General features: G+C 49.9%; 12 protein-coding genes. 8 read left to right on the top strand and 4 right to left on the bottom strand.

What is annotated here, in order from left to right; all coding sequences use genetic code 11:
- Window positions 1-73: 73 nt before the first annotated feature.
- The 4 genes from ppsA to FPE01S_RS10470 form a co-directional block, all read right to left on the bottom strand.
- A complete protein-coding gene (gene ppsA / locus FPE01S_RS10485; protein WP_046368981.1) occupies window positions 74-2518 on the bottom strand; it encodes a phosphoenolpyruvate synthase in 2445 nt (814 codons plus the stop codon).
- A gap of 1535 nt (window positions 2519-4053) precedes the next feature.
- Entirely contained in the window at window positions 4054-5094 is a 1041-nt protein-coding gene (locus tag FPE01S_RS10480) for a hypothetical protein (RefSeq protein ID WP_052955703.1), read from the bottom strand.
- Window positions 5095-5337: 243 nt separating this feature from the next.
- Window positions 5338-5763 (bottom strand): hypothetical protein, encoded by a 426-nt coding sequence (locus tag FPE01S_RS10475; RefSeq protein WP_046368980.1) that lies wholly within the window; start codon window positions 5761-5763, stop codon window positions 5338-5340.
- 337 nt (window positions 5764-6100) lie between these two features.
- Entirely contained in the window at window positions 6101-6997 is an 897-nt protein-coding gene (locus FPE01S_RS10470) for a helix-turn-helix domain-containing protein (RefSeq protein ID WP_046368979.1), read from the bottom strand.
- A 134-nt stretch (window positions 6998-7131) separates the two neighbouring features.
- On the opposite strand from FPE01S_RS10470, the gene FPE01S_RS10465 reads away from it, so the two are divergent.
- From FPE01S_RS10465 to FPE01S_RS10430, 8 genes are all read left to right on the top strand, one after another.
- On the top strand, window positions 7132-8727 hold the full coding sequence (locus tag FPE01S_RS10465) for a carboxylesterase/lipase family protein (protein ID WP_046368978.1): 1596 nt from the start codon (window positions 7132-7134) through the stop codon (window positions 8725-8727).
- Window positions 8728-8812: 85 nt separating this feature from the next.
- Window positions 8813-9661: an aldo/keto reductase gene (locus tag FPE01S_RS10460; RefSeq protein WP_046368977.1), complete on the top strand. Its 849-nt coding sequence runs from the start codon at window positions 8813-8815 to the stop codon at window positions 9659-9661.
- Between the two features lie 17 nt (window positions 9662-9678).
- Window positions 9679-10752 (top strand): alpha/beta hydrolase, encoded by a 1074-nt coding sequence (locus FPE01S_RS10455; protein WP_052955702.1) that lies wholly within the window; start codon window positions 9679-9681, stop codon window positions 10750-10752.
- 23 nt (window positions 10753-10775) lie between these two features.
- Window positions 10776-11246, top strand: coding sequence for a nuclear transport factor 2 family protein (locus tag FPE01S_RS10450; protein WP_046368976.1), 471 nt, complete (start codon window positions 10776-10778; stop codon window positions 11244-11246).
- Window positions 11247-11310: 64 nt separating this feature from the next.
- Window positions 11311-12336 (top strand): alpha/beta hydrolase, encoded by a 1026-nt coding sequence (locus tag FPE01S_RS10445; protein WP_245623986.1) that lies wholly within the window; start codon window positions 11311-11313, stop codon window positions 12334-12336.
- 11 nt (window positions 12337-12347) lie between these two features.
- Window positions 12348-13466, top strand: coding sequence for a carboxymuconolactone decarboxylase family protein (locus FPE01S_RS10440; protein ID WP_046368974.1), 1119 nt, complete (start codon window positions 12348-12350; stop codon window positions 13464-13466).
- Window positions 13467-13510: 44 nt separating this feature from the next.
- A complete protein-coding gene (locus tag FPE01S_RS10435) occupies window positions 13511-15793 on the top strand; it encodes a xanthine dehydrogenase family protein molybdopterin-binding subunit (protein WP_046368973.1) in 2283 nt (760 codons plus the stop codon).
- A gap of 29 nt (window positions 15794-15822) precedes the next feature.
- Window positions 15823-16284, top strand: a complete 462-nt coding sequence (locus FPE01S_RS10430) for a (2Fe-2S)-binding protein (RefSeq protein ID WP_046368972.1) — start codon at window positions 15823-15825, stop codon at window positions 16282-16284.
- Window positions 16285-16559 lie beyond the last annotated feature (275 nt).

The raw sequence follows: 16559 nt of genomic DNA, 5'->3' as shown, positions 1-16559 counted from the left end.
GAGCACTTTCGTGCTCCCTCTATTTAAACAACCGTGTTTACCTGTTAGGAATGTGGAAACATCCCCGTTGTGTTTACACATGAGAAAAAACTTTTTCTTTTTCTATCGCCGCAATGGCTTTTACTGTCTTGATCAATGCATCCGGCGTGATGGATATACTGTCGATTCCCTCTTCCACCAGGAACTGCGCGAAGTCCGGGAAATCTGATGGCCCCTGTCCGCAGATGCCCACTTTGACATTGTGTTCTTTTGCCGTTTTCACCAGCATGCGGATCATGGCCTTCACTGCCGGATCGCGCTCGTCGTACAGGTGCGCCACCAGCGAAGAATCGCGATCCAGCCCCAGCGTTAGCTGCGTCAGGTCATTGGAGCCGATGGAAAACCCGTCAATATGTTTTGCAAACTCGCCGGCCATGATAATGTTCGACGGCAGTTCCGCCATCAGGTAAACCTGCAATCCATCCTTTCCTCTTTCGAGGCCGAACAACTGCATCACGTCCAGCACCTTCTTTAATTCTCCTACCGTGCGGCAGAAAGGGATCATTACCACCACGTTCGTCAGCCCCATTTCTTCGCGCACTTTTTTGATGGCCCTGCATTCCAGTTCAAATGCCGCCATATACTCCGGGGAATAATACCGTGATGCCCCGCGCCAGCCGATCATGGGATTCTCTTCTGCCGGTTCAAAATATTTTCCACCGAGCAGGTTAAAGTATTCGTTGCTCTTGAAATCGGAAAAACGTACGATTACAGTTTCGGGATAGAAGGCCGCCGCAATGCGCGCAATGCCGAAAGCCAGCTTCTGCACGAAATAATCGGCTTCCGACGCAAAGCCGGCAATGGCTTTGGAGATTTCGGCGGACAAACCCGCATCGTTCAGCTCACGGTGTTGCAGCAAAGCCAGCGGGTGCACGCGGATAAAGTTATTGATGATGAATTCTTCGCGGGCAAGGCCGACCCCTTTGTGCGGATAGGCAGCATAGGAAAAAGCCATGGCCGGTGAACCGATGTTCAGCATAATGTCTGTCTTCACTTCCGGGAGTGCCGACAGGTCGGTTTCGATTACGTCAAAATCCAGTTCCCCGCTGTACACGAAACCTTCATCACCTTCCACGCAGGAAACCGTAACCAGTTGCTGCTGTGCCAGGCGTTCCGTGGCATTGCCGCAGCCAATGATGGCCGGTACGCCCAGTTCCCGCGCAACAATGGCCGCATGGCAGGTACGGCCGCCCTTGTTGGTGATAATGGCAGATACTTTTTTCATGATCGGTTCCCAGTCCGGATCGGTCATGTCCGTCACCAGTACATCGCCCGCCTTAAAATCATGGCCATCACCCACCCGGCGGTCCAGCGAATGCATCACGGTAGCCTGTCCGCTGGCAATGCCGTCCCCGATCGCAATTCCCTTGAACAGGATCTCATTGCCCGCCTCGCGTTTAAACGCATACTCCCGGATGGAATGCCCCTGTTTCCGGGAATGGATGGTCTCCGGCCTCGCCTGCACGATGAACAGTTCACCACTCAGGCCATCCACGGCCCATTCCACGTCCATCGGGCACCAGTGCCCTTTCTTCTGCGTATAATAGGTTTCAATGGACGTTACCCAGGCAGACAGCTGCAGGATCATCTTGTCGTTCAGGCAAAACTTATGCTGTAAAGATTTTTCCGTGGGAATGATGCGCAGGCGCTGGTCGGGATCGTCGCCATAGATCATCATTTCCTGTTTGCTGCCCAGTTTTTTTTCAATGATGGCGGCGAATCCCTGCTGGAGGGTGGGTTTAAATACCAGGAATTCATCCGGCGAAACGGAACCCTGTACAATCAGTTCACCGAGGCCATAGGAACCATTGATCACCACAGCGTCCGGGAAGCCGGATTCAGTATCAATAGAGAAAGCAACGCCGGAGCTGGCCAGGTCGGAACGCACCATTTTCTGTACGCATACGGATAAACCCACCTGGAAATGATCAAAGCCGAAATTTTCGCGGTAGCTGATGGCTCGGTCCGTGAACAGCGAGGCAAAGCAGTTGCGCACGGCATCGATCAGCGCGGCTTGTCCGCGTACATTGAGATAGGTCTCCTGCTGTCCCGCAAAGGAAGCATCGGGCAGGTCTTCCGCTGTAGCCGAAGACCTTACCGCGACATCGGTTACCAGCTGGCTGTAGCGGTCGGAAAGCCGCTCATACGCTTCGATGATCTCGATAGCGAGGTCTTTAGGGAAACGGCTGTTGCGGATCAGCTGGCGGATGGCCAGGCCCTGGCGGCGCAGGGATTCGATGTTGTTGACATCGATAGCGGCGATCAGTTCCCGGATCTTGCCATCCAGGTTGTTGGCCATTACAAAATGCGTGTAGGCATTGACGGTGATCACAAAGCCTTCCGGCACATTAATCTGCAGTTCGTTGAGGTGTTGCAGCATTTCGCCGAGCGAGGCATTCTTGCCCCCGGCGATGGCGATATCCGTTAGCCCCACATCTTTCAGGTCACGGATGTACTCCCCTCTTTCCAGGTTCTCCATGGCAGTCGTTGTTTAGATCGTTAATAAATAGATTCCGATCTTCCGTAAGTGCTTGCTGAATCGCCGGGCGAATGCAACCGGCGCGGCAGCAAATTGGAGAATGTTCTGAATGAAAAGTGCAAATCAGGATTTAGCCGGAAATTTTCCGGAATTCAGCTTATTGTAGACTAGTTTTTTCTGCTTTAGCCGCTTTTCACAGCAATAGCCGAAGATTTTACAATTTGATGGTGCGGCATCAAATACAAGGAAATACTGTTAGTTGGCGAAGGTATCTGCAAGGGAAAAGAATGCACCATTGCGCTGAGTCCAGACCTCAGCTTGTTTAGGGTATAATTTCGATATGTCATCAGCATATTTTCAGCATGTTTTCAGTTTCATTTCAGCATCAATCCAGCTTAAATCCAGCTTCAAGACTGCTTAAACCCAGTTTCGGGTCAGTACCTTTTTAGCTCCTTCACGGCCTCTTCACGGCCTCTTCATAGCTCGTTTCCAGTGTGTCGAAATTTTCATGACATGGTAATTGCCCTGCGCCTCACGGGTAGGCCTGCCAATTAACCTATTAACTATCAGAAATCGTTACACCCCCTATCTGAAGTTTACGTCTGCTCTCAATTTGATTGCAGAGGTGAAAGTTGTTTTTACCTTGAAAAAATAATTTCACATATAATAATTGAACAACTGCCTGCAGCACTGACAAAAGTAATCTCCGCAGGATCAATGCGATGAAGGGTTTTCACCTGCCAGATAAAAATATACTTCATCTTTCCTGATTACATATTTCGTTCTGTATTTCTAAGGGTTGCCTTCGGGTTTCGTTCGTTAATTTAACGAAGCATTCCTTTGAAAAGCCTAACCAGAGCCGAAGGCAACCCGAAGAAAGCTGCTGTAAACGGCATAACAAGGGGTGTAAATGGCGTAACAATACCATTCGCTACATTCTTGAAAAAAAATTAACCGTGAAATCTAGTTTTGAGATTGGATTTGACCAGCTGGTTTCATGTAAACAGATGGAAACATGACCCTGTTCACTTCCGGTGGGAAGAATCCAAACAATATCCATTCTGTCATATTAATCCAATGCCCAATGCCAAAATCAAAAGGCATGACATCAGGCATCATCTCCGGAATGATCGGTAAAGAACTGGTTTTCCGCGCCAGCGAAGGAAAGATATTCGGACAAAGATGTTGTCGGTCGGAGCTAAGCAATAAGCTGAATATTAATCACACTTTTACATCTAAAACCGGACTTACGGTATGCCGCTTTCCAGTTCCAGGTAAGGTTTTGGAACATCCAGGTATATTGCCCTGATCAATCCTTCAGCCCCGATCATCCCCCTGGCATCTAAAAGCATAGAAGCTTTGACTTTTCGTTCCTTACATTTTATCAAAATATCCAGAAACGTTTCGTTAATGGAAGATGTTGATCGAGTTTTCATAAATAGGAACTTTACACAATCAGAGTGATTTCAGGTATTCCGTTAGATCTTTCTTCTCCTGGCTGGTTAAGCCCAGGTTTCTCGCCGTATTGTACTTATCTACAACTGCGATACATTTTCGGATGAGCCATCATGAAAGTAGGGAGCGTGTTGCCAGATCCCCCTGAGCGGCGAAACTCTCCATTGCTTTGTAGCGGACCGGTTCACATAATCCTCATCAGCAGCGATAGACGCATCCTGGGGATGCAATCTCCCACCATCCGTAACATCGGTAAATTTTGGCCCTGAATGACAGGTTGCACACGTGGCTTTGCCGTTAAATAAAATCTTTCCTCTTGCTGCAGCCGTAGCATCAAAACCTACTGGTGCCGGTGGGGCATCCAACGAGAACTGATAGGACTGCAAGGCAGGTAGTTTACCTGTTACCAGGTCAGCGCCACCGCCGGTATTATCAACATTGACACCCGTCCGGCTATCGCTGAATTTACCGTGGCCACCCATCTGGGTCACTGACACATATCGGTTCCAATAGGTAACCGGACCGACAGGCTCATGGGCAACATCACCATCCCCGGTGAAGGTAGCTTTAGGTAAGCCATACAACCCAAAAGCAGGCGGTATCACCACCGGATTATTTAACCCATCCTGGTTATATCGTGGATCGTACATGCCCTTGCCCCAGGAAGCATAAACAGCCTTTTGATCAGCAGTTAATGCTGGTGATAAGGATATAATCAAACCCGGGTCCAGATCCCGGTTGGGATAACCATCCAAACGATTCCCGATACCCGGGGCAAATGCGTTATCCACTGTTGAATGGCATAACGCGCAGGTAATACCAACACGATCCAGTTGTAGCTTGCCGGTGGGTTTTGTGCTCACCTGGTCTTTCACCCCTACTGCAGCATTCAGTTGAATCAAAGCAAGTGTAGTTTGCGGATCGGTCAGACTTATTGATCCATCCTGGATACCGCCAACCACCGCAGCCGTTAATGCAGCAGCATCCACCTTTAAACCAACACTCAAAGCCGTTGTGGGATCAACGGCGGTTTCAATGACCTGGTTCATTTTCAAAACGTCTGTCCAGGTAGTTTCGTCACCAAAGGTCTCAAACCGAAATATTTCCTTGCCCTGATTCACCAGGGCAGGGTCTAATGGAGGCAGGTTCAGGTCGCCTTCTCCTGCATCCGGGTGATGGTCGTTATCTGTCTATTTACAGTGAGACAAAGAAATGACTACAAGGGTAGCCACTCGCAGCAGTGCCAGTCTTGTGCTCATGGTATCGGTATATTTAAAGGTTTACTTTATATAATTAGAGTAAACCGCTCCTAGTTTGGTTACAAAATCCAGGATAAATATTGCACCATTCGTAAAAGGTAAACATCAAAGCGCTACCGCCATCTCTTCGCCGGTAATGCTGTAAAACAGGTTTTGCAGCTGATGCAGGTATTTGCAGGGAAATGAATGAATCGTCGCGCTGTTTTCTGAAGAAAATACAATACCGGCAGTTCCTTTGGTATGGGAATACCGCAACCAGTATTCGTCTGTACAACCAGGAGGCGTGCAGGGAATGTGGTAGACTTTATCGCCATTGGATAACGTAATGCTTTCGAACCCACACCTTTGTAATATTTCAGGTGTTATTGCAATCGGCTCATACTCACCCGGAAAATTAGAGATATCATTCAGGATCCCGATTTCAATCTTAACCGCACCATCCACCATCCGGGGTTGTCCGTTAGGGGATTTTCCGGCTGTATATGGGAACCGCTTCACCCAATTACCAATTCTAAGTTGCTGAATATCCATACACTTAATTTACCTGTCACTTCCGATCAGCAGCCACTAAAGCCTTCTTGCGATTCCTATGCCAGCCTTAGAAAATGTCGTAGATTGAGGTACGTTCCTTAACTTTTTACATCACCATGGGTCCCGAAAGATTTTTGTCGAAATAGACCTCAGCGATGATCCCGCTTGCTACCTGGTTGGTAACATTTGGCTGGATAGCCAGGAAGAGAACAAAATTGCTTGGCAGTATTAGACTGCCGCAGTTGCATTTTTAAAAAGTTTAGACTAGCGCTACGTATTAAACTGAAGTTGGAGCAATTTGCCAAATGGCCTATCACCGGATACGTAAATTGTCGTTTTAATTTTGCGCGTTCCGATATTCCAGCGGTGAGACGCCCACATACTGCTTAAATACTCTTGTAAAATGCTGCGGGTATTTGAACCCCAGTTCGTAGGAAATTTCACTGACGGATTTGTTCAGGTCAAAGATCTTCTCCTTGGCAACGTCAACGAGCTTAAGCTGTATGTATTCGTGTGCTGTTTTCCCGGTTTCCTTTTTGATCAGGTCGCCAAAATAATTGGAAGACAGGTTCAGGGCATTGGCACAATAGGCCACAGAAGGCAACCCTTCGGTTGGTGGTTTGTCCGATGCAAAATAATCATTGAGCAATGCCTCGAATCTTCCTACAACTCCCTTTACGGTATTTTCGCGGGTGATGAACTGGCGGTCATAGAAACGCACACAATAGTCGAGGAATAATTCAATATTTCGGACGATCAGCTTTTTGCTGTGTTTGTCAATCGCATGTTCCAGCTCAAAACTGATTTTGGAAAAGCAGTCCTGGATGATCTGGCGCTCCCGCTCTGAGAGGTGCAGCGCTTCGTTCACCGCATAGGTAAAAAAGCTATAATCCTTCATATGGCGGCCCAATACTGTACCGTGGATCAGGTCCGGATGAAATACCAATGCCAGTCCCTGTGGCTGGTAGTACTCGTCCCCGTCCGAGCCGATGACTTGTCCGGGTGCCAGGAAAATCAGCGTACCTGCTTCGTAATCGTAATTGCCGCAGCCATAGCGCAGGTCGCCACATTTGATTTCTTTCAGAAACACCACATAAAAATCATAGCTCATCCGCCGCAACCGCCTGGGCTCAGCCCTGGAGAGATCAACCACACTGACCAGCGGGTGGAGCGTTTCATGCTTATTGAAAGCATTGTACTGGCCGATCGTCTTAAATTTCAACACTTCTTCCATGGTCGCACACTTTTAATCCAAATTTAAGCTGTTCAGCCTTGCATGCATCGGGAAGAAAAGCCAAACAGTGAATTTGGTAGGCATTCCGTAATCTGTATAAGCAGTTCGTTTCCAAAACCCAACAACTTTGTAAGATGAAAAGATTTCTGATTGCAGTAATGCTTTTGACTACATGCTCCCTGCAAGCCCAGACCGTTCGCACGGCATCGGGAATTTTACGCGGCGCCACTGAAGCTGGTGTGACCAGTTTCAAAGGCATTCCCTATGCAGCGCCGCCGACAGGGGAATTCCGCTGGCGGCCACCGCAACCGGTACAGCCATGGACGGGCGAAAGGGATGCGACAAAGTTTGGTGCCGGTGCCCCACAGCGGACTTTCCCGGGCTCCACCACAACCACTTCAGAGGATTGTCTTTTTCTCAACCTGTGGTTACCCGCCAGCGCCACCCGTACAGCAAAACTGCCGGTCATGGTCTGGATCCATGGCGGTGGTTTCGTTGCAGGAAGCGGTGCTGATCCCGGTAGCGCAGGTAATGCATTTGCCCGGCAAAATGTGATCCTCATGACGTTCAACTACCGGTTGGGTCGCCTGGGTCATTTTGCTTTTCCCGCATTAACCAAAGAACATCCCGAGGAGTACAAAGGCAGCTATGCGTACATGGACCAGATCGCCGCACTGCAATGGGTGAAGCAAAATATAGCGGCATTCGGCGGTGACCCCGATAACGTAACCATCTTCGGCTTTTCTGCCGGTGGTGTATCCGTTCATTCTCTGCTGACCATTCCCGCTGCCAAGGGACTGTTTCACAAGGCGATCAGTGAATCCGGTGGCGGCCGGGATGGTGTACTTACCGGAAGACCGATGTGGCAGGATAAAGCTGATCCACTTTACCCGGTATCGGCAGAAACCATCGGCATCAACTTTGCCCGCAAGCATAACATTGCCGGTACTGATGCCGCTGCACTGGCAAAGCTCCGCGCGCTGACCGTTGAAGAGATTGTAGACGGCGGCCTGGAAAACGACAGCGCCGGTTACCGGATCTATTCGGGGCCGATCCTTGATGGCCAGCTGGTAGTGGAGACAGCAGAAAGCGCTTATAGAAGCGGCAGGCAGGCAGCGGTTCCATTGATTATCGGCAACTGCAGTGCCGAGATCGGGGGCCCATTTGTCAGTAACACCAATTCCAAGGATGCACTCTTTGCGCAATTTGATGACTTCGGAGCTGAAGCCAAAGCGGCCTTTGATCCGGATGGCAACAAGTCCTTCGCGGAAGTAATTACCAAATTCAACACCGACTGGGTATGGGGTGAACCGGCGCGGATGACGGCAAACGCTTTTGCAGCTAAAGAAATACCCACCTATATGTACGTATTCGGCTATGTGCCTGCCAAAATGCGGGAGCGCTCCCCATACGGCGCGGGTCACGGGTCAGAAGTCTCTTTTGTCTTTAACACCCTGGATGCCCGTTGGGGATCTCCCGGCGAAGCAACGGCGGACGAAAAGGCGTTAGCGATCATCATGAATACCTATTGGGCAAACTTCGCCAAAACCGGCAATCCCAACGGCGCCGGCCTGCCTGCCTGGACGCCTTATGATGCACAAAAAGCCGAAATACTTGACATCGATGCAGCGGGAAAAACAGTAAGCAAGCCTGACCCAAGGAAATCAAGGCTGAATGTGATAGAAAAAGCAATGAAGAACAGAGCTCGCATACAAGCGCGCGGGATCTGATCAGGAGTATTGGTAGATAAAACCGTAATCTGTCTGCCAGCCAGCCAGGTGATGTGAAGGATCTTTGCACTACAAAAGAAAAACGATGGAAAAAGTGAAATTGAATAACGGAACAGAGATGCCCATCCTGGGGTTTGGCGTATTCCAGGTTACCGATTTAGCTGTATGTGAAAAAATCGTGGTTGATGCCCTCGCAACAGGCTACCGTTTAATCGATACGGCACAATCCTACGGGAATGAAGAAGCCGTTGGCAATGCCCTGAAAAAAAGTGGTATAGCAAGAGCAGACCTGTTCATCACCAGTAAACTGTGGATCCAGTCCAATGGTTATGAAGGAACGAAAAAGGCCTTTGAAAGCACCTTACAGAAATTGCAGCTGGACTACCTCGACCTGTACCTCATCCATCAACCATATGGCGATGTATACGGCGAGTGGCGCGCGATGCAGGACTTACACAAGGAAGGAAAAATAAAAGCCATCGGTGTAAGCAACTTTCACCCCGACCGGCTGATTGACCTGATGATTCACAACGATATTGTTCCTGTCGTGAATCAAATCGAAACACACCCCTTTCATCAGCAAATTGAAACCCACCAGTTCCTGGAAGACAATCATGTTCAGATTGAATCCTGGGGCCCCTTTGCCGAAGGCAAGAATAATATCTTTCAAAATGAGTTGCTGCTTTCCATCGGGAGTAAATACAACAAGTCAGTTGCACAGGTCATCCTTCGCTGGCTGACGCAACGGGGAATAGTTGTGATTCCCAAATCCGTTCGGAAGGAAAAAATGAAAGAGAACTTCAACATTTTCGATTTCGATCTTTCTGAAGAAGAGATGAACAGGATCAAATCGCTCGACACGAAAAGCAGCTTGTTCTTTGATCACCGTGATCCGGAAATGGTAAAATGGCTGGGAACCAGAAAATTCGATTAACCATTACAATATTATTCATGAACAAAACAGCCCTTCTTTCACTATCCCTTTCCCTGCTGGCGATGGCCTGTACGCCGGGAAGGCAGGCTGGCAACAATAGACAGATCATTATCCAGGAACAAGGCAGCTTTGCGGCTGGCGGCACAGTCATAAAAAATCCCGGCACGTTCGATCCCTGTAAGCCGACACCCGACGGACAAACCTTCAGCGGAGACCACGCTTACGTTTTTTACCAGGTGCCTGCCAATGCCCGGAAATACCCGCTGGTGATGTGGCACGGCATCGGCCAGTTTTCCAAAACCTGGGAAACTACACCGGATGGCCGGGAAGGGTATCAGAATATTTTTCTGCGCCGGCGTTTTGGCGTGTATATCCTGGATCAACCCAGACGCGGTGATGCGAGTCGCAGTACGGTGGCCGCCACCATCAATCCCACACCGGATGAGCAGCAATGGTTTGGGGTGTTCCGGCTGGGCATCTGGCCCAACTATTTTGATGGCGTACAATTCGCCCGTGACACCAACACCCTGAACCAGTATTTCCGGCAAATGATTCCCAACATCGGTCCTATTGATATAGCGGTCACCACCGATGCAGCATCAGCACTGTTTACTAAAATCGGCCCGGCTATACTCGTCACCCATTCCCATGCCGGGGGCATGGGTTGGTTGACTGCAGTAAAAAATCAAAACGTAAAAGCGATCGTGTCCTATGAACCGGGAAGTGGATTCCTGTTCCCGGAAGGCGAGGTTCCGGAGCCCATAGCCATGACAGGAGGTTCGCTTGCTGCAGTGGGCATACCAATGGCGCAGTTTATGGCACTCACGAAAATCCCCATCATCATTTACTATGGCGATAACATACCGGATAAGCCATCGGACAATCCAGGTACCGATGGCTGGCGTGCCCGCCTCGAGATGGCAAGGCGCTGGAGAGATGTCGTCAACAAACATGGTGGAGACGTTAAGGTGATACACCTGCCGGAAGTGGGCCTGAAAGGAAACACCCATTTTCCGTTCTCCGATTTGAACAATATCGCAGTAGCCGACCTGATGTCAGCCTGGTTAAACGAAAAAAAACTGGACAACTAATCATCTTAAGTAAATCAAATAAAATGAAAACATCCATCATCGTTGCCTTTCTATTCATAGTAAGTGTCACAAGCACTTACGCTCAGGCATCCGACAGTTCAACCTTCACCAGGCAGGAACAGGAACTGGTCAGTCTTTCCAAAGACAAATGGCAATGGATGGCAGACAAGAATGTTGACAAACTCGCCCTGCTCTTTCACGACAAGGCAAAATTTGTGCACATGAGTGGTACCTGGAAAAAAGACGAGGAGCTGGAAATCATTAAATCCGGAACCATCTGGTATAAAAAGGCAACGCTTCATGATACCGCGGTTGAAATAACGGAAAAAACCGGTATTGTCTGGAATCGGTTAACGCTGGAGTCCGTAGTACGGGGAAGCGACGCTAAAGTTGAATTTACGGTGACAGAGGTATACATAAAAGAAGGCGGGAATTGGAAAATGCTGGCCTTAACCTTCAGCAGCGTCCGTGATACGCACGTTATTAAACATTAAGTACCCGATTAACAAAATCAAAAAAGAGATCATGATTCGCAATTCAAGGCTTCAAATATTATGTATGATACTAATGACAATAAGCACGATGGTAGCGGCACAAACCAAACCGGTTAATGCATTTGGTTTGGTATATGCCGGCGCGCTCAATAAAAATATCCCCGGCAAAGTGAATATTCATCCCGTCAGCTACAAACTGAACGGTATAGACATTTCCGCCAATATCTATACGCCAGCCAACTTTGACGCGACTAAAAAATACCCGGTAATTGTGGTTGCCCACCCGAACGGTGGCGTAAAAGAACAGGTAGCGGGCCTGTATGCACAACGGCTTGCGGAACAAGGCTACATTACCATTGCTGCCGACGCCGCTTACCAGGGCGCGAGCGGCGGCCTGCCGCGGAATGTGGACAAGCCGGCCAACCGGATCGAAGACATCCGGGGCATGGCAGATTTTATCGATCATTTCGCAGGTGCGGACAAAGACGATATTGGCCTGCTGGGGATCTGTGGTGGCGGCGGTTATGCTTTGGCAGCGGCGCAAACAGACAAGCGCTTTAAAGCGATTGCCACTGTAAGCATGTTCAATTCCGGTGTGGTGCGGCGCGATGGCTATATGAACTCACAGGTGGCTACACTAAATGAACGGCTGAAACAGGCAGCGGATGCCCGTACACAGGAGGCCGCGGGAGGTGACGTGCTGTATATCGGCGGGGGCAAAATGACGGATGAGCAGGCCGCTAAACTGCCTTTCGAACTCTACCGGGAAGGCTATGAATACTACGGTAAAACGCATGCACACCCCAATTCCACCGGCCGGTACACCATGAGCAGCCTGATCGACCTGGTTGCCTTTGATGCGACCACGAATATGCGTTTGCTGGATCAGCCATTATTAATGATCGCCGGCAGCAAAGCCGATTCGTATTATATGACAGACAGCGCTTTCAAGGCAGCTACCGGAACAAAAGAAAAAGAACTCTGCAAAATAGAAGGCGCCACACATATCCAGACCTACTATGTTCCGGAATATGTGGACCAGGCGGTCAATAGGCTCACTGTTTTTTTCGGAAAAAATCTGCATCAGTAAACATCAGCGACATGATAAGAAATATTCTGCTCTTTAATTTCTTGCTGCTCCTGCTACACCATAACCTGCCGGCCCAGACAAAAACAGATGGCATTATGTCACTGAATGCAAAGGAACGTAGCATCGTTTCCATTTCAGCCCATACTGCCACAGGCAATATGCCCGGATTGAAAGCTATCCTGAATAATGGCCTGGATGCAGGCCTAACCATCAGCGAAGCAAAAGAAGTAATTGTGCAGTTATATGCCTATGCAGGTTTCCCGCGCAGCCTGAATGCACTGCATATTCTGATGGCGGCATTGGAAGAAAGAAAGCAAAAAGGCATCACAGACCCTGCGGGAAAGTCGCCCGACCCCTACCCTGCTGACAAAACGCTCATGCAATTGGGTACAGAGAATCAAACGAAACTGACAGGAGCGAAAATCGGCGGCGGTGTTTACGAATTTGCTCCCACAATTGACCGTTTTCTGAAGGAACATTTGTTTGGTGATATTTTTGGCAGGAATAACCTAGACTGGCGCACCCGGGAAATAGTGACCATTGCTGCATTGGCGGCAATGGACGGTGTAGAACCGCAATTGCGTTCGCATTACAATGTCGGCATTTATAATGGACTCACCACGGATCAATTGTCGCAACTGGTTACCATCATTGAAACGGACATCAGCAAAAACCGTGGCACGATCGCCAGGCAGGTACTGCAATCAGTGATCAATAAAATACCCTACGATGCATCGGCAATTCCCGGCAACGCCATCTTCCCGACCGGTCAGAAAATCGACAACGACAACTTCGTGGGAAATGTCTGGTTACAGCAACTGGTGCAGATGGATAGCAGCAATAAAACCCAGGTGGGCAATGTGACCTTTGAACCCGGTGCCAGAACCAAATGGCATTATCATCCGGCCGGACAAATCCTGCTGGCACTCGATGGTCTCGGCTATTACCAGGAGAAAGGAAGCGCCAAACGAATGCTGCGCAAAGGCGATGTAGTAAAATGTCCACCCAATTTACCGCATTGGCATGGCGCAGCACCTGGCGAAAGATTTGTGCAGGTTGCCATCACCAACAACGAAAAAGGTGCTACCGTCTGGCTCGAGGCAGTATCAGAAGAGGCGTACCAGCAATAACCGGTCAAATTCAGTAAATTCAGTTCATTACAATTCCCTGATCTATGGAACCATCTAAAACCACCCACAGCCGCCGTTCCTTTTTAAGGTCTTCCTTACTCGCAGGCGGCGGACTGATGATCAGTTTTTCCTGGCTGCCGGAAGCCGTCAAAGCAGCTAACGGCATAGATGCCGGGGTGCCTGGACAATGGTCTGAACTGACTGGCTATATCAGGATCACGCCGGACAATGTGATCAGGATCCTCAACCCGAACCCGGAATTCGGCCAGAATGTAATGACCTCCCTGCCGATGATCATTGCAGAGGAACTCGATGCCGACTGGGAAAAGATCGTCGTCGAAATGGGGCCGCACGACAATGTTAAGCTGGGCCCCCAGTTTACCGGTGGCAGCAATTCTGTGAGGATGTACTGGAAACCCATGCGGGAAGCAGGTGCTGCAGCCCGCGCCATGCTGCTGCAGGCAGCGGCCGGCACCTGGTCGGTTCCGGTGGAAGAACTGACCACGAAAGCGGCGACCATCTTCCATGAAAAAAGTGGCAGGTCCGCCACTTACGGCAGTTTTGCCACGAAGGCGGCGGCAATACCTGTACCCAAAGAAATACATACGAAAGCAGTAAAGGATTTTAAGATCTTACGGAAAGCGCAAAAGAATGTGGAAGGATCAAAGATCGTTACCGGCAAACCGCTTTTCGGCCTGGATTATCACCAGGAAGGCATGCTGATCGCCATGATCCAGCATCCGCCCGCCTTTGGGATGAAACTGCAATCTTTCGATGCGTCACAGGCCCTGGGTATGCCCGGTATCAAAGATGTTTTTTCCCTGAAACTCTATCCTGAAGGATTTGAACAGGGCGGTTTCGACACCCGCACTTTTAATGAGCTCCTGGTGGTGGTCGGCAAGACCACCTGGGAAGTGATGAATGCGCGGAAAAAACTGGTCGCACAATGGCAACCTGCCGGTGATACCAAAGACACGATGGCCGGCCGCAACGGGAAAAGGGAAGTTACCGTGCCGGGTGAACTGGAAAGCACGGATAGCCAGCTGGCGAAAATGGAAGCATTTTCCAAACAGCCAGCGCAGCAACTCCGGAAAGACGGCGACCCCGAATCGGCATTCAGGAATGCCGCGCAGATCATCGAGCGCACCTACAATGCGCCATTCCTGGCGCACAACTGCATGGAGCCCATGAATTTCTTTGCCGATGTAACGGATGAAAAAGCATTGCTGGCCGGTCCCCTCCAGGCGCCGGGGTGGACGGAACCCACGCTGTCCAAAATCCTAAACCTGCCTCCTGAAAAGATCGAGATCCGGATGACGCGGATGGGTGGCGGGTTCGGCCGCAGGGCCTATGGGCATTACCTTTCCGAAGCGGCGCTTATTTCCAGGAAAGTGAAGGCACCAGTCAAACTGATCTACACCAGGGAAGATGACATGACCTACGGCATCTACCGGCCCATGTATACCGCTACCTACCGTGCTGCGTTGGATGCCAATAAAAACCTTATAGCGTTTCATGTGAAAGGCGGTGGCATTCCCGAGCATGCCATCCATGCGAACCGTTTCCCCGCGGGTGCGGTGGATAACTACCTGGCCGAAGGCTGGCAGATCCCCTCCAATATTACCATCGGTGCCTTCAGGGCGCCCAGGTCCAATTTCAATGCAGCGGCAGAGCAATCCTTCCTGGATGAAGTGGCTGAAGCCATGGGTAAGGACCCAATTGATTTAAGGCTGGAACTGCTGAAAAGAGCGAAAGAGAAACCCATCGGAGAAAAGAATGATTATGACGCCGATCGTTATGCGGGCGTGTTGCAACTGGTCAGGGAGAAGTCCGGTTGGGGAAAACCGGAGAACAAAAAATACCACCGCGGCGTGGCAGCCTATTTCTGCCACAATTCCTATGCGGCGCATGTGGTGGATATGGTGATGAAGGATGGTCGTCCGTTTGTAGAAAGGGTGTATAGTGCGATGGATTGCGGTATCGTGATCAATACCGATGCTGCGACCAACATGGTGGAAGGTGCAGTGACCGACGGCATCGGCAATGCCTTTTATGGCAGGCTCAGTCATAAGGAAGGGAAGGCTGAACAAAACAACTTCCACCGGTACCGGATGATCCGGCACAGCGAAGCACCGGATAAAATCGAAGTGCATTTCGTGCAGAATGATCTTGATCCGACCGGACTGGGCGAACCACCGTTTCCACCTGTTTTCGGGGCTGTTGCCAATGCCCTGTACAAGGCGACGGGCAAACGGCATTACGATCAGCCCTACCTGAACCCGCCACCGAAAACGGCGACAAAGCCTGAAAACAAGAGACCATTTTAAGTGCGCTTGTTCACCAACAACATCCCGTTATGCTGAAGCTAAACATCAATAAGAAAGACTACGAACTCAATATTGATCCCAATACGCCTCTCCTATGGGTGCTCAGGGATATTGTCGGACTCGTCGGTACCAAGTACGGATGTGGCATTGCCCAATGTGGCGCCTGCACGGTGCACCTGAACGGCGAAGCGGTCCGTTCTTGTGTCACCACGGTCAGCAGGGCTGCCGGGCAAAAGGTGGTCACTATTGAAGGGCTTTCAGTGAATGGCGATCATCCCCTGCAGCAGGCATGGCTGGAACTGGATGTCAGCCAGTGCGGGTACTGCCAGGCCGGACAAATCATGTCGGCAGCCGTATTGCTGAAGGAAAACAAGAACCCCACTGATAAAGACATAGACAATGCCATGGAAGGCAATATCTGCCGCTGCGGCACCTACCTGCGCATTCACAAAGCCATCCAGCTGGCGGCTGAGATACAGAGGAAAGGCTGAGCGCAGCAAATCCTCTTTTATCTTATTCAACATTATCCCTGGTGCAACCCTGTTGATAAGCCTGTGGTACCCCATTGATGCCCGGGTTTTACCCGGATTTTACCCGTTTTTCCTATGAAAACCAGGTAAAATCCGGGTAAATTCAGGCTATGGGCCGGGCTACCAACAGCTACGCATTGGGGTGGCATCAGGATGGCAAAAGGGTAGAATTGAAAACAAACCAAAACCTATCATGATCTTTTGCCAATAAGGATGGCAACTGTGTTGACCGGTGA

Source organism: Flavihumibacter petaseus NBRC 106054 (genome assembly GCF_000974785.1).
In the GTDB taxonomy this organism is placed as follows: domain Bacteria; phylum Bacteroidota; class Bacteroidia; order Chitinophagales; family Chitinophagaceae; genus Flavihumibacter; species Flavihumibacter petaseus.
Note: the sequence above shows the minus strand (reverse complement) of the source record. Positions and strands in the feature narration are given on the sequence as shown.

Coding starts and splice junctions, on each gene's coding strand:
- ppsA (WP_046368981.1), bottom strand. CDS start 2,518: ATGGAGAACCTGGAAAGAGGGGAGTACATCCGTGACCTGAAAGATGTG.
- FPE01S_RS10475 (WP_046368980.1), bottom strand. CDS start 5,763: ATGGATATTCAGCAACTTAGAATTGGTAATTGGGTGAAGCGGTTCCCA.
- FPE01S_RS10470 (WP_046368979.1), bottom strand. CDS start 6,997: ATGGAAGAAGTGTTGAAATTTAAGACGATCGGCCAGTACAATGCTTTC.
- FPE01S_RS10465 (WP_046368978.1), top strand. CDS start 7,132: ATGAAAAGATTTCTGATTGCAGTAATGCTTTTGACTACATGCTCCCTG.
- FPE01S_RS10460 (WP_046368977.1), top strand. CDS start 8,813: ATGGAAAAAGTGAAATTGAATAACGGAACAGAGATGCCCATCCTGGGG.
- FPE01S_RS10455 (WP_052955702.1), top strand. CDS start 9,679: ATGAACAAAACAGCCCTTCTTTCACTATCCCTTTCCCTGCTGGCGATG.
- FPE01S_RS10450 (WP_046368976.1), top strand. CDS start 10,776: ATGAAAACATCCATCATCGTTGCCTTTCTATTCATAGTAAGTGTCACA.
- FPE01S_RS10445 (WP_245623986.1), top strand. CDS start 11,311: ATGATACTAATGACAATAAGCACGATGGTAGCGGCACAAACCAAACCG.
- FPE01S_RS10440 (WP_046368974.1), top strand. CDS start 12,348: ATGATAAGAAATATTCTGCTCTTTAATTTCTTGCTGCTCCTGCTACAC.
- FPE01S_RS10435 (WP_046368973.1), top strand. CDS start 13,511: ATGGAACCATCTAAAACCACCCACAGCCGCCGTTCCTTTTTAAGGTCT.
- FPE01S_RS10430 (WP_046368972.1), top strand. CDS start 15,823: ATGCTGAAGCTAAACATCAATAAGAAAGACTACGAACTCAATATTGAT.